This is a genomic window from Caldovatus sediminis, assembly GCF_014644455.1.
Taxonomy (GTDB): domain Bacteria; phylum Pseudomonadota; class Alphaproteobacteria; order Acetobacterales; family Acetobacteraceae; genus Caldovatus; species Caldovatus sediminis.
The window spans coordinates 99,436-112,751 of record NZ_BMKS01000004.1 but is presented as its reverse complement, the minus strand read 5'-3'; the positions used below and the strand labels follow the sequence as shown (position 1 = coordinate 112,751).

Genomic DNA, 13,316 nt, shown 5'->3' with positions numbered 1-13,316 from the left:
GCGGCGCCTCACTCGGCGCGGATGCCGAGCTGGCGGATCAGCGGGCCGAACGTCTCCCGAAGCTCGCGCAGCATGGCCCGGAAGCCGTCCGGACCGCGCGGTGACACCTCGAAGCCGATGGCGGCGAAGCGCTCCGTCACCTCCGGCGTCGCGAGGCCCTTTTCCACCTCGGCGAGCAGGCGGTCGATGATCGGCTGCGGCGTGCCCGCGGGCACCATCAGCCCGTTCCAGCCGCCGATGTCGTAGCCGGGCAGGTCGGCCGCCTCGGCGAGCGGCGGAATGCCGGGCAGCAGCGCGCTCGGACGCCCGAGGGTCTGGCCGAGCGGGCGCAGCTGCCCCTGGCGCACCAGCGCGCCGGCGCCGGCCGGGGTCTCGATCGCGTAGTCCACCTGCCCGCCAAGGAAGGCGGCCATCGCCGGGCCGCTGCCCTGGAACGGCACGTGCAGCGCATCGAGACCCGCCCGGGCGTTGAACAGCGCGGTCACCATGTGCTGCGCCCCGCCGATGCCGGAGGAGGCGTAGCTGTACTTGCCCGGGTTGGCCTTCACATGCGCCACGAAGGACCGCGCATCCGTCGCCGGGAAGCTCGGGCGCACCAGCAGCATGTAGGGCGCCGCGCCGAAGCTCGCGACCGGGGCGAAGTCGCGCTCGACGTTGTAGGGCGTGCGCTGCACCAGCGGCTGGAAGGTGATCGGCCCGATCGAGGCGGCGAGCAGGGTGTGCCCATCCGGCGCCGCCTTTGCCACCGCGTCCGTGCCGATCTGCCCGCCGGCGCCGGGCCGGTTCTCCGGCACCACGGTCTGGCCGAGGGCGTTCGTCAGGAACTGCGCGACGACCCGCCCGATCAGGTCCGTCGCCTGCCCCGGCGGCCAGGGGATCACCATGCGGAGCGGCCGGCTCGGCCAGGCCGCCGCCTGGGCGCCGGCGGGGCGCGGCGCGGCGAGCCCGCTCGCGGCGAGCGGCGCCAGGGCGGCAGCGAGCGAGAAAGCACGACGTCCGAGCATGGGACGATCCCCTCCCAGGTGAAGTCCGTTCTTCGCGAGAGACTACCGGCGAGGGCCGGATCCCGCCACCCTCGACGGGGCAGGCGGGCGGGCGCGGCGCACGGCCTCCCCCCACCGAGGCGGTGCGTCCCGCGACGTCCCTCCCCGCCTCGCCCGGCGCGTCCGCGGCCGCGCCGCCGGCCACGGGCGGTGCTAGGCTTCCCGGGCCGGGACGCGAAGGCGCCGGCGGCCGAGCCTGAGGAGCACGCGCCGCCTCGGGGCCGGGAATGCCGGGCGCGGCGGAGGGAACGGACGATGTTCGAGGGCTTCGAGCGAACGGAGATCGCGACCGCCGGCGGCGCCGCGCGCATCCATCTGCGCCACGGCGGCAACGGGCCGCCGCTCCTGCTGCTGCACGGCAATCCGCAGACCCACGTCGCCTGGCATCGCATCGCCGGGCGGCTCGCGGAGCGCTTCCACGTCGTCGCGGCCGACCTGCGCGGCTACGGCGACAGCGTCGGCCCCGATCCCAGGGACACGGCGAACTACACCTTCCGCGCCATGGCCCAGGACCAGGTGGAGGTGATGCGCGCCCTCGGCCACGAGCGGTTCATGGTCGCGGGCCACGACCGCGGCGCGCGCACCGCGCACCGCATGGCGCTCGACCATCCGGAGCGGGTGGAGCGGCTCGCCCTGCTCGACATCCTGCCGAACCGGCACATCTGGCGGAACGCCTCCGCGGAGTGGGCGCTCGGCTCCTGGCACTGGCTGTTCATGCCCCAGGGCAACGACCTGCCGGAGCGGATGATGGAGTCGGTGCCGCCCGACTGGTTCATGGAGCGCAAGATCGGCCGGCCCGGCGTGGGCATCTCGATCTTCGCGCCGGAAGCCTTCGCCGAGTACGTGCGCTGCTTCACCCCCAAGACCATCCGCGCCTCCTGCGCCGACTACCGCGCCGCGGCGACGCTCGACCGGGCGATGGACGAGGCGGACTGGGGCCGCCGCGTCGCCTGCCCGACCCTGGTCCTGTGGGGCGCCGAGAGCCACACGGGGCGGGTCTATGGCGACGTTCTCGCCGTCTGGCGCGACTACGCCGAGGACGTCACGGGCGGGCCGCTCGACTGCGGCCACTACGTGCCCGAGCACGCACCCGAGGAGACGCTCGCCCGGTTCCTCGGGTTCTTTGGCGCGGCGCCGGCCGGCCGTTAATGTGGCCGGCGGATCGGCCGGAGCGGAGCGGCCCGGGCCGGCGCCACGGCAGAGACACCGACAAGCGGGAGAAGCGCTCATGACCACCATCCTGTCCCTGGGGCGGCCTGGCCGCCGCGACCTGTTGCGGCTGGGTGCCGCCGGGCTTGCCGCCGCGGGCGCGCTGCCGGGCCGCGCCGCGCAGGCGCAGGACTTCGCCGGGAAGACCATCGAGTTCATCATCCCGCTCGCCGTCGGCGGCGGGTCGGACACCTGGGCGCGCTTCCACCAGCCCTTCCTGAGCAGGCACCTGCCCGGCCAGCCGACCGTCGTCGTCCGCAACATCACCGGCGGCGGCGGCATCAACGGCACCAACCAGTTCGCCGCCCGGGCGCGGCCGGACGGGCTGATGATCCTCGGCACCACCGGCTCGATCCAGTTCCCCTACCTGCTCGGCGATCCGCGCGTGCGCTACGACTACAAGGCCTGGGCGCCGGTGCTGGCGGGCCCGACCGGCGGCGTCTTCTACGTGCGGCCGGAGCTCGGCGTGCGCGGCGTGGCCGACTTCGCGAAGTTCAAGGCGGCGCAGGGGCTGAAGTACGGCAGCCAGGGGCCGACCTCGCTCGACATCGTCCCCGCGCTGGCCTTCGAGATCCTGGGCCTCGACGTGCAGATCGTCTTCGGCATGCAGGGGCGCGGGGCCGGCCGGCTGGCCTTCGAGCGCGGCGAGACGCCGGTCGACTACCAGACCACCTCCGCCTTCAACGCCCAGGTCATGCCGCTGGTGCGCGAGGGCAAGGCCGTTCCGCTGTGGTCCTGGGGCGCGCTGAACGCGCAGGGCGAGCTGGTGCGCGATCCGAACTTCCCGGACCTGCCGCACTTCGCCGAGTTCGCCACCGCCGCGCTCGGCGCCCCGCCCTCCGGTCCGGCCTGGGAGGCCTGGCGGACCCTGTTCGTCGCCGGCTTCGCGGCGCAGAAGTTCGTCGTGCTGCCGAAGGAGACGCCGGCCGCGATCCTCGACGCCTACCGCGGCGCCTTCGCCCGGACGCTCTCCGACCCCGAGTACCTGGAAAAGCGGGTCTCGGTGATCGGCGAGTACAACGAGGTGACCGGCGAGGCCTGCGACCGCGCCTACGCCGCGGCCACGACCATGAGCGACGAGACCCGCGGCTGGGTGCGCGACTGGCTCCTGCGCCGCTTCAACCATCGCCTGTGAGCGCGCACGCGCCGCGCCGGCGCTGTCGGCGCGGCGCGCCTCGTGGCGCGGCCCGATCCTCGGCTCCGCTCGGCCCGCCGCCGCCCCGTCGGCCGCGCGCGGCGACGGCCCCGCGCGCTGCCTGTCGAGCGGATCCGCGCTCCCGGCCGTTTCCGGCGGTCCACGATCCGCTCCGGGACGCCTCCCGCCCGCGCCGCTTCCACCCGCCGTCCGGACCAACCGCAGGCCGGCGCGATCCGGACCGGAACGGGGCCCTGCGCGGCACGCGAAAGACCGCCCTTGACCAAGGCACGTGCGCCCGGCAAGCCGCTCCGGCGGGGAGCGGCCGAATCGGGGCGGACGACGGGAACCGGCAACCGCAGCCCAGGCTTGGCGTGCCGCGCCGCCGGCGGATGCGCGGGCTCTCCCGCCGGGAGGACGGAACCGTGGACGAGACGCGACCGACCGTGTCCGGCAGGCATCGGCCTTCCGGCGCCTGGCGCGACGCGGCGAAAGTCCGTCCGGCGCCGCTGCTCCGCGCGCCCTCCGTCGCCCCGCTCCGAAGGCCCGCCGCGGCATGATCGCCCCCCTTCTCGACGCCCTCCTGAGCCTGCTGACGCCGGGGCATTTCGCCTTCCTCCTCATCGGCGTGGCCCTCGGGCTCCTGATCGGCGTGCTGCCGGGACTCGGCGGCATCGCCGGGCTGTCGCTGCTGCTGCCCTTCATCTACGGCATGGACCAGACATCGGCGCTGGCCATGCTGATCGGGCTGGTCGCGATCATCCCCACCTCGGACACCTTCACCTCGGTGCTGATGGGCATCCCGGGCTCGTCCGCGTCCCAGGCCACGATCCTCGACGGCTTCCCGCTCGCCAAGCAGGGCGAGGCGGCGCGCGCGCTCTCGGCCGCCTTCTTCGCCTCGCTCATCGGCGGGCTGTTCGGCGCTGCGGTGCTCACCGGCTTCGTGCTGATCGCCCGGCCGCTGATCCTCGCCTTCGGCTCGGCCGAGCTGTTCATGCTGACCGTGTTCGGCCTCTCGATGGTCGGCATCCTCTCCGGCGCCAACCTCGCCAAGGGGATCGCCGCGGCGTGCCTCGGCCTCGCCTTCGGCATGATCGGCTCGGCGCCGGCCACGGCCGAGTACCGAATGGATTTCGGCTCGCTCTACCTGATGGACGGCCTGCCGCTCGTCATCGTCGCGCTCGGCATCTTCGCCCTGCCGGAGATCCTGGACCTGCTGCGCGGCGGATCGTCGATCGCGCGGCAGGCGGCGCTCGGCCGCGGCTGGCTGCAGGGGGTGGCCGACACCTGGCGGAACAAGTGGCTCGCGCTGCGCTGCGCGGGGCTAGGCGCGATCGTCGGCGCGATCCCCGGGCTCGGCGGCAGCGTGGTGGACTGGATCGCGTACGGGCATGTCGTCCAGACGACCAGGGACAACGCGCGCTTCGGCAAGGGCGACATCCGCGGCGTCATCGCGCCCGAATCGGCGAACAACGCGAAGGAGGGCGGCGCGCTGCTGCCCACGCTGCTCTTCGGCATCCCGGGCTCCGGCGCCATGGCGATCTTCCTGGCCGGCATGATGCTGCTCGGGCTGCAGCCGGGCCCTTCCATGGCGGAGCGCGACCTCGGCGTGACCTATACGGTCATCTGGTCGCTCGCGCTCGCGAACGTCGTCGGCACCGGGCTCTGCATCGCGCTCGCGCCCGGCATCGCGCGCCTCACCGCGATCCGCTACGCGCTCGTGGCGCCGTTCATGATCATGGTGATCTTCTTCGCCGCCTTCCAGGCGACGCGGAGCCTCAACGACCTCCTCGCCCTGCTGGCCATCGGCCTGATCGGCATCTTCCTCCGGCGGTTCGGCTGGTCGCGTCCCGCCTTCCTGATCGGCTTCGTGCTCGCTCTGCTGGCCGAGCGCTACCTGTACCAGGCGGTGCAGTTCTACGGCTGGTCGTTCCTGACGCGGCCGCTCGTCCTCGTCATCCTGGCGGTCACGCTCCTCTCCGTATGGGCCGGCTTCCGCCGCCGGCCCGGCGGCGGCGGCGTCAACACGGAGGGCGAGGCGGAGACGGCCCGCGCCCGCCGCCTCTGGCCGCAGATCCTGTTCTCACTGTTCGTCCTCGCCCTGTTCGGCGTCACGCTGCAGCAGGGTCTCGCCGTCTCCTACCTGGCCCTCATCATGCCGGTCGGCGTCGCGGCGGTGGGCGCGTTGGCCACGCTGGCGGTGCTCGTCGCCCAGCTCCGCGGGCCGGTGGCGGCGGGAACGGCGAATTTCGACTCCGAGGCGGAGGCGCGGGACTGGGGGCCATGGCCCTTCCTGCTCTGGATCATCGGCTTCGTCGGCCTAGTCGCCCTGATCGGCTTCTTCCTCGCGCTGGTCGCCTTCTTCCTCGGCTTCCTGCGCGTCGTCGCGCGCTGCGGCTGGCTGCAGACGGCGGTGCTGACCGCCGCCGCGGCGGGCTCCATCCTGCTGCTCGCGCATGCGCTGAGCCTGATCTTCCCCGGCGGCCTGTTGCAGGAGCTGTACGACCTTCCCTGGCCGCTGCGCTGAAGGCGGCGCGCGCCCGCCGTCACCCGGCACCCGCCGCCGCGTTGCGCCTGGCGCCCGCGCCCGGTAGGGTCCCGGCCGCCCGCAGGACGCGGCGCCAGAGGCAGCACGGAGGATCGCATGCCGATCGAGGCGAAGGGCGCGACCTGGCTGATCACCGGAGGCGCGAGCCTGATCGGCTCGCACCTCGCCGACGCGCTGCTCGCCGCCGGCGCGCGCGAGGTCCGGCTGCTCGACAACTTCTCGCTCGGCACGCCGGAGACGATCGCGCACCTCGCCGACGAGCCGCGCGCGCGGCTGATCCGCGGCGACCTGCTGCGGCTGAACGAGGCGATCGACGCGGCGCAGGGCGCGGACGGGATCTTCGCCCTCGCCGGCTTCCTGACCCTGCCGATGGCGCAGAACCCGCCGCTCGGCGTCGCCGTCAACACCATGGGCCTGCTGCACACGCTGGAGGCGGCGCGGATCGCGCGGGTCCGGCGCGTGGTCTTCGCCTCCTCCGTCGCCGCCTACGGCAACGCCGAGGCGGAGACGCTGACCGAGGAGGCCGGCACCGTCGTCGCCGGCCTCTCCCCCGTCAGCGCGGTCTATGGCGTGAGCAAGCTGTTCGGCGAGGCGCTCGGCCGGCTCTACGAGCAGAAGTACGGCGTCGAGTTCAACGCGCTGCGCTTCGCCTCGGTCTACGGCGAGCGCCAGCACGCGCGGGCGGTGAACGCCAACTTCATCGCCGAGACCTACGAGCGCGTCCGCCGCGGCGAGCGCCCGGTCATCCCCGGCGACGGGCGCGAGGTGCACGACTACATCCACGTCTCCGACGTCGCCGCGGGCTGCCTCGCCGCGATGACCAGCGCCTCGCACGGCCAGGTGATGAACCTCGCGACCGGGGTGGACACCACGCTCGCGGAGGTGGCGCGGCTGGTGCTCGAGGCCTGCGGCGCGACGCATCTCGAGCCCGAGTACCGGGAGGACAGCCGCGCCGTCCGCTCCGCCGGCGGCACGCATCTCGGCTTCAGCCGCGCCAGGGCGGAGCGGGAGATCGGCTGGGTGCCGCGCGTCCCGCTCGCGGAGGGCATCCGGCGCTACGTCGCCTGGCGGGATTCGCTGCGCGCCTGACCGCGCGCCGGGAGGAACGGGCATGGACGCCATCGCGCAGGGCACGGGAGCGGCGGAGGCCGCGCCGGCGCGCCGCATCGCCGAGTTCGCCGCCGGCCTCGACTACGACGCGATCCCGGAGCCGGTGCGCGCCCGGGCGCGCATCCAGATCCTCGACGGGCTCGGCGTCGGGCTTGCCGCCAACGCCTATCCCTTCGCCGGGCGGGCGGTGGCCGGCCTCGTCGCCCTCGCCGGCACGGAGGGCGGCGACTGCACCGTGATCGGCCGCGCCGAGCGGCTGCCGGTGCGCGACGCCGCGCTCGCCAACGGCATCCTCGTCCACGGCCTCGACTTCGACGACACGCACCTCGCGAGCATCGTGCACGCCACCGCGGCCTGCCTGCCCTGCGCGCTCTCGCTCGGCGAGGCACTGGACGCGCACGGGCGCGACCTGCTCGTCGCCTACGCCGCCGGCATGGAGGTCGCGATCCGCATCGGGGCGGCGGCGAAGGGCGGCTTCCACCACGCGGGCTTCCACGCGACCGGCATCGTCTCGCACTTCAGCAGCGCGGTGGTGGCGGGGAAGCTGCTCGGGCTGACGGCGGAGCGGATCGCCGCGGCGCAGGGCATCGTCTCCTCCACCGCCGGCGGGCTGCAGGTGTTCCTCGAGGACGGCGCCTGGACCAAGCGCTTCCACCCGGGCTGGGGCGCGGTCGCCGGCATCACCGCGGCCCGCCTCGCGCAGCACGGCTTCGTCGGCCCGGCGCGACCCTACGAGGGGCGCTTCGGCCTGTTCGAGACGCACCTCCAGGCCCATGCCGGGGAGGCCGAGGTGGCGCGGCTGACCGAGGGCCTCGGCACGCGCTGGCTGCTCGCGGAGAGCGCGATCAAGCCCTATCCGGTCTGCCACTTCGTCCACGGCGCCGCCGACGCCGCCATCGCGCTGCACGCCGAGATCCCGGACCCGGCGGCGATCGCCGCCGTCCGCGTGCTGATCCCCGGCCCGACCCTGCCGATCGTCGCCGAGCCGGCGGCGGAGAAGGCGCGGCCCGGGACCGACTACGCCGCGAAGTTCAGCGCGCCCTTCGTCATCGCCACCTGCCTGCTGCGCGGACGCTTCGGGCTGCAGGAGCTGGCGCCCGAGGCGCTGCGCGACCCGCGCATCCTCGCCCTCTGCGCCCGCACGCGCTGCGAGGCCGATCCCGACACGGCCTTCCCCGCCTACTTCTCCGGCGGCGTGGAGGTCGAACTTGCGGACGGCCGGCGGCTGCGCCGGCATGTGCGCGTGAACAGCGGCGCCGGCGAGCGGGCGCTGGACGAGGCCGCCGCCTCGGCGAAGTTCCTCGCCGCGGCCGGCATGGCGTTCGACGCGGCGCGGGCGGAGCGCGCCCGGCAGGCGATCCTCGCCATTGACCGCGCGCCGGTGCGCGAGACGGCGCGGGCACTGGCCGCGCGGTAGCCCGGCGGTCGCGGCGCGCCGGCCCGATCCTCCGCAGGACGAAGGCGCGGCCGAGCGCCGGGCGTCGGCACGAGCGGCCTCGGCGTCGCCGCGGCGGCAGGGGTGGTTCCCGGCTCGGCCTCGGCGCGGCTCGCCGCCCGCGCGCGAGGCCGTCGCCGGACAGAGGGGGCGCGGCGTGCGCGTCGCCGCTCGGCTCCGCGTCATCGCGGCGTGCCGTGCGCGCCGCCATGCCGGGGCCGCCCGCGCGCCAAGCCCCATTCGCCAGGGCCTGCGCCGCGGGCTATCCCACGGCAAGGCGCCGCCGCCCAGGCCGCGCCGCCTCGAATCCCGGCGACGCCCGATGCCCGCGCCCAGCGCCTACGCCCTGCTCGACGAGGCCCGACGCCGGGCCGGGCGCGTCCTCGACGCGATCGGGCTCGGCCCGGCCGAGACGCCCTCGCGCGTCGCCGCCGCGATGCCCGGAGCGCGGCTCCGGGCCTACCAGCCCCCCGGACGGGACCCGAAGCGCCCGGTGCTGCTGGTCCTGCCGGCGCCGATCAAGCGCGCCTACCTCTGGGACCTCCTGCCCCCGGTCAGCGTCGTGCGCCGCTGCCTGCGCGGCGGCCTGCGCGTCTATCTGCTCGAATGGCTGGACCCGGGCGCGGCGGAGGATCGCTTCGGCCTCGCGGACTACGCCGAGCGCCTGCCCCTCGCGGCGCTCGACGCGATCGCCGGCGAGACCGGCGAGGGCGCGGCCGTGCTCGTCGGGCACTCGCTCGGCGGCACCTTCGCCGCGATCCTCGCGGCGCTGCGGCCGGAGCGCGCGCGCGCCCTCGTGCTGGTGGACGCGCCGCTCGCCTTCGGGCCGGAGCGGGGCGGGCCGCTCGCGCGCGCCGCCGCGGCCGCGCCGCATGCGCGCCGGCTGCGCCGCCTGGCCGGAAGCCCGGTGCCCGGCGCCTTCGTCGCCCAGCTCGCCACCGCCGCGGCGCCGGAGACCTTCGTGCTCCAGCGCTGGGCCGACCTCGGCGCAAGCCTCGCCGATCCGCTCGCCCTCGCCATCCGCGCCCGCGTCGAGCGCTGGCTGCTGGACGAGCTCGCGATGCCGGGCCGGCTCTTCGAGGAGGTCGTGGAGCGGCTCTACCGCGAGGACCGCCTCGCCGCGGGCACGCTCGAGATCGGCGGCCGGCGCGTCGGGCTGGAGCGGCTGCGCAGCCCGGTGCTCGCCGTCGTCAACCCGCCGGGGCGCGTGGTGCCGCCGGAGTCCATCCTCGCCGGCCTCGCCGCCCTGCCGGCGGCGCTGCCGCGGCGCGTGCTGCGCCACGAGGAGGCCGAGCGCGGCGCCGCCCTGCAGCACCTCGGCCCCCTCGTCGGCCCGGCCGCGCATGCGCGGCTGTGGCCGGAGATCGTCGCCTGGATCCACGCCTGCTGGTCGGGCGAGCCCGAGCCGCGCGCGCAGCGCCCGGCCGCGCGATGAGCCGCGGCATCCGCGCCCGCGGGCGCGGCCGGACCAGCGCGGCCGCCGCCGCGCCGACCGCGGGCACGGTCAGGAACGCGACGGCCCGGGCCGCCCGCCGTCGCCGAGGATTGCCGCCCTCGCGCGCCCCCTCACGCCCCGCCCGCCGCGCCCTGCGGCGGCGGCGCCGCGGGCCTCCCCGCCGTGCCGGCGGCGGCATTCATCGCCAGCAGCCCGGCCGCCAGCCGCGCCAGGCAGCGCGCGGCCCGCAGACGGACCGCCGCCGGACCCTCCACCCCCTCGGGCAGGGTGCAGCCGGCGAGCGTGATCGCCGTGCCGAGAAGGCGCGCCTCCAGCGCGGCGGTGACCGCCTCGGCCGTGGCCTCGCGGCCGAATTCCGCGTCCAGCGCCTCGCCCGCGCGGTCGATCTCGGCCTCGACGCGGGCGTCCTCGGCCGCGATGCCGAGGATCTCCGCCGGCGGGTCCGGCTCCTCGCCGGCGAGGACCGCCATCAGGCCGAGCGCGGCGAGCAGGGCCTGCATCGGCCCGGTCTCGCGGCCGCCCGCCGCGAAGGCGCCGAAGGCGACGGCGAGGGCCGCCTCGCCCAGCGCCTCGCGCTCCTCCTCGTCCATCGCCGCGAGGAAGGCGGGCATGTCGGCGCCGGCGGCGGTGCCGGGCGCCTCGCCGGCCGCCGCGGTGGCGCCGCGCGGCGCGGTCTCCGTCTCCGGCACGGCCGGGAGGCCGCCCTCGGCGAAGGCGCGGACGAGGGTCGCGAGGGCGAGGAACAGTCGCTGTTCGGAGGTGGCGGTCATGGCCCTGATCCTCTGCTGGCATGGGATAGCGCGCCGGGCCGGGGGGCCGTTGCCGCGCGGCCCTCGCCTGGCCGGCCCGGCGGGCGGGTTGCCGTTCGCCCGGCCGCGCCCCTACCCTGCCCGGCCCCATGGACCCGCCCGCATCCCCGCCGGCCGCGTCCCCGGTCCTGCCGGAGCGCGAGCGCCGCTTCATCGAGCGCCAGCGGGTCGGCCGGCTCGCCACCGCCGACCGCGCGGCGGCGCCGCATGTGGTGCCGGTCTGCTTCGCGCTCTCGGGCGATGCGCTCTACGTCACCGTGGACGAGAAGCCGAAGCGGCGGCCCGGCGCGCCGCTGAAGCGGCTGCGCAACATCGCCGAGAACCCGGCCGCCGCCATCGTCTTCGACCGCTACGACGAGGACTGGTCGCGCCTCGGCTGGGTGATGCTCCGCGGCCGGGCGGAGATCCTGGCGGCGGGGCCGGAGCACGACGCGGCGCAGGCCCTGCTGCGCGCCCGCTACCCCCAACTCGCGCCGATGCGCCTCGCCGACCGGCCGGTGATCGCGCTCCGCATCGCGCGGACCGTGAGCTGGGGCGACCTTTCGGCCGAGGGCTGACCCGTCGCCGTTCACGTCACGCCGGCCTCGGCCAGCGCGCGGCGGCGAGCGGCAGGACCCGCTCGACCAGCATCCGGGTCTGCGCCAGCACCTCCGCCTCGTCGGCGCCGACCGGCCGCAGGACGAATTTCGACACGCCCGCGGCCACGTATTCGGCGAGGCGCGCGAGGATCGCCTCCGCGTCGCCGATCGCGAAACGGGCGAGCGGGTCGCGGCCGGTGCGCGCCCGGTAGGCCTCCATCGCGCGCCGCGGCGCCGGGTCGTCGGGGCGGCCGAAATGGAAGGCGAAGCCGGCGCCGTAGTGGTCCTCGGCGATCGTCCGGCCGGCCTCGGCGGCGGCGGCGCGAATGGCGGCGAGGATGCGCGCGGCCTCCGCCGGCGTCTCCGGCCCGCCCAGCCAGCCGGTGCCGAGGCGCGCGGTGCGCCGGATCGCCGCATCGGACCCGCCGCCGATCCACATCGGCAGCTCGGCCTGCACCGGGCGCGGCGCGATCGCGGCGCCGGAGAGGCGGAAGTGGCGGCCCTGGAAGTCCACCCGCTCCTCGCGCCACAGGCGGGCGATGACCTCCAGCGCCTCGTCGGTGCGGGCGCCGCGCGTGCGCGTGTCGAGGTGGAGCGCCCCCCACTCGGGCGCGAGCGGGCTGCCGATGCCGAAGGCCGGCAGCAGCCGGCCCTCGGAGAGCACGTCAATGGTCGCGCACTGCTTCGCCACCAGCACCGGATCGCGGAAGGCGAGCGAGAGCACGTTCATGCCGAACTTCAGCCGCCGCGTGCGGCCGGCGAGCGCCGCCGCGGCGGCCAGGCATTCCAGGACGGGCGTCCGGCCGAGGAGGCGATCGGCCTGCCAGAGCGAGTCCACGCCGCCGCTCGCCTCGCACAGATCCACCCAGCGCCAGTAGCCGGCGGCCGTGGCGAAGGGGAACTCCGCGAGGCCGACGCCGATCGCGACGCGGCGGGCCATGACCGGCGCCCCGCCCTCAGCCGCCCGCGGCGGCGAGCAGCGGCACGTAGCCGTCGAGCAGCCGGAGCACCGCGTCGCGGTCGAGGTCCGGCACGTCCAGTAGGACGCGCGCGATCCCCGCCTCCCGGTAGGCGGCGAGCGCCGCCGGCTCGGTCGGCCCGCGGAAGACCGTGACCGGGAGGCTCGCCGGGTCGCGTCCCGCCGCCTCCGCCGCGCGGCGCAGCCGCGCCATCGCGTCCTGCGGGTCGAAGTCGCCGCGGCCGGCGCGGGGAATCCAGCCGTCGCAGAACGCGACGACGCGGCGCAGCGTGTGGTCGGTCTCGCCGCCCAGGAGGATCGGCGGGTGCGGGCGCTGCGCCGGCTTGGGCCAGCACCAGACCGGGTCGAAGTCCACGAACCGGCCGTGGAACTCCGCCTCCTCCCGCGTCCACAGCGCCTTCATGGCGAGGACGCGCTCGCGCATCACCTGGAAGCGCGTCTCGAAGCGCGTGCCGTGGTTCTCCATCTCCTCGGCGTTCCAGCCGGCGCCGATGCCGAAGAGGAAGCGGCCGCCGGAGAGCAGGTCGAGGCTGGCCACGCTCTTCGCCGTCACGATCGGGTCGTGCTGCGGCACCAGGCAGATTCCGGTGCCGAGCAGCAGGCGCCGCGTCGCGGCGGCGGCGAAGGACAGCGCGACGAAGGGATCGTGGGTGTGGGCGTAGCGCTTCGGCAGCGCGCCGCCGCCCGGGAAGGGGCTGCGGCGGCTGGTCGGGATGTGGGTGTGCTCGCACACGAACAGCGATTCGAAGCCGCGGTCCTCGAGCGCCCGCGCCAGCTCGGCGATCCCGATGCCGTAGTCGGTGGGGAAGTGGAAGACGCCGATGCGCATGGTGCTGTCCTTCCTGCTCCGCCGCCGGTGGCCCCGGCCCTGATCGGCCGGCCGGCCGGCCGCAAAGGCGGCAGCGGCCGGCATCCGCCTTTCCCCGGCGAGGGTGCCGCGCCGAGCCTAACGCCCCGCGCGGCGCGCCGAACACCCCCCTCTCCGAGCCGCGACCCTCACCCGGCAAAGGGCGC

11 protein-coding genes are annotated in these 13,316 nt (G+C 76.1%); 7 read left to right on the top strand and 4 right to left on the bottom strand.

Going from position 1 to position 13,316, the window contains the following annotated elements; translation table 11 throughout:
* Nucleotides 1–8 precede the first annotated feature (8 nt).
* Entirely contained in the window at nt 9–1,004 is a 996-nt protein-coding gene (locus IEX99_RS07880; protein ID WP_188899485.1) for a Bug family tripartite tricarboxylate transporter substrate binding protein, read from the bottom strand.
* Between the two features lie 294 nt (nt 1,005–1,298).
* Here IEX99_RS07880 and IEX99_RS07875 point away from each other — a divergent pair, with 294 nt between their 5' ends.
* From IEX99_RS07875 to IEX99_RS07850, 6 genes are all read left to right on the top strand, one after another.
* Nucleotides 1,299–2,192: an alpha/beta fold hydrolase gene (locus IEX99_RS07875; RefSeq protein WP_188899484.1), complete on the top strand. Its 894-nt coding sequence runs from the start codon at nt 1,299–1,301 to the stop codon at nt 2,190–2,192.
* A gap of 79 nt (nt 2,193–2,271) precedes the next feature.
* Nucleotides 2,272–3,387 carry a Bug family tripartite tricarboxylate transporter substrate binding protein gene (locus tag IEX99_RS07870; protein ID WP_188899483.1) on the top strand — a complete coding sequence of 372 codons (1,116 nt, stop codon included), beginning with the start codon at nt 2,272–2,274 and terminating at the stop codon, nt 3,385–3,387.
* A 556-nt stretch (nt 3,388–3,943) separates the two neighbouring features.
* Complete coding sequence (locus IEX99_RS07865; RefSeq protein WP_188899482.1) at nt 3,944–5,914, top strand: tripartite tricarboxylate transporter permease; 1,971 nt, start codon at nt 3,944–3,946, stop codon at nt 5,912–5,914.
* Nucleotides 5,915–6,031: 117 nt separating this feature from the next.
* Nucleotides 6,032–7,024: an NAD-dependent epimerase/dehydratase family protein gene (locus tag IEX99_RS07860; RefSeq protein WP_188899481.1), complete on the top strand. Its 993-nt coding sequence runs from the start codon at nt 6,032–6,034 to the stop codon at nt 7,022–7,024.
* A 22-nt stretch (nt 7,025–7,046) separates the two neighbouring features.
* Nucleotides 7,047–8,462, top strand: a complete 1,416-nt coding sequence (locus IEX99_RS07855; RefSeq protein ID WP_188899480.1) for an MmgE/PrpD family protein — start codon at nt 7,047–7,049, stop codon at nt 8,460–8,462.
* Between the two features lie 340 nt (nt 8,463–8,802).
* On the top strand, nt 8,803–9,915 hold the full coding sequence (locus IEX99_RS07850) for an alpha/beta fold hydrolase (RefSeq protein WP_188899479.1): 1,113 nt from the start codon (nt 8,803–8,805) through the stop codon (nt 9,913–9,915).
* A 131-nt stretch (nt 9,916–10,046) separates the two neighbouring features.
* On the opposite strand, the gene IEX99_RS07845 is transcribed toward IEX99_RS07850, so the two are convergent.
* Nucleotides 10,047–10,706 (bottom strand): hypothetical protein, encoded by a 660-nt coding sequence (locus IEX99_RS07845; protein ID WP_188899478.1) that lies wholly within the window; start codon nt 10,704–10,706, stop codon nt 10,047–10,049.
* A 128-nt stretch (nt 10,707–10,834) separates the two neighbouring features.
* Between IEX99_RS07845 and IEX99_RS07840 the strand changes: the two genes are divergently transcribed.
* Nucleotides 10,835–11,302 carry a TIGR03668 family PPOX class F420-dependent oxidoreductase gene (locus tag IEX99_RS07840; protein ID WP_188899477.1) on the top strand — a complete coding sequence of 156 codons (468 nt, stop codon included), beginning with the start codon at nt 10,835–10,837 and terminating at the stop codon, nt 11,300–11,302.
* A 16-nt stretch (nt 11,303–11,318) separates the two neighbouring features.
* Here IEX99_RS07840 and IEX99_RS07835 read toward each other — a convergent pair whose 3' ends face one another.
* Both IEX99_RS07835 and IEX99_RS07830 read right to left on the bottom strand, forming a co-directional pair.
* A complete protein-coding gene (locus IEX99_RS07835) occupies nt 11,319–12,263 on the bottom strand; it encodes an LLM class flavin-dependent oxidoreductase (protein ID WP_188899476.1) in 945 nt (314 codons plus the stop codon).
* Nucleotides 12,264–12,279: 16 nt separating this feature from the next.
* On the bottom strand, nt 12,280–13,131 hold the full coding sequence (locus IEX99_RS07830) for an LLM class F420-dependent oxidoreductase (RefSeq protein ID WP_188899475.1): 852 nt from the start codon (nt 13,129–13,131) through the stop codon (nt 12,280–12,282).
* Nucleotides 13,132–13,316: the final 185 nt, after the last annotated feature.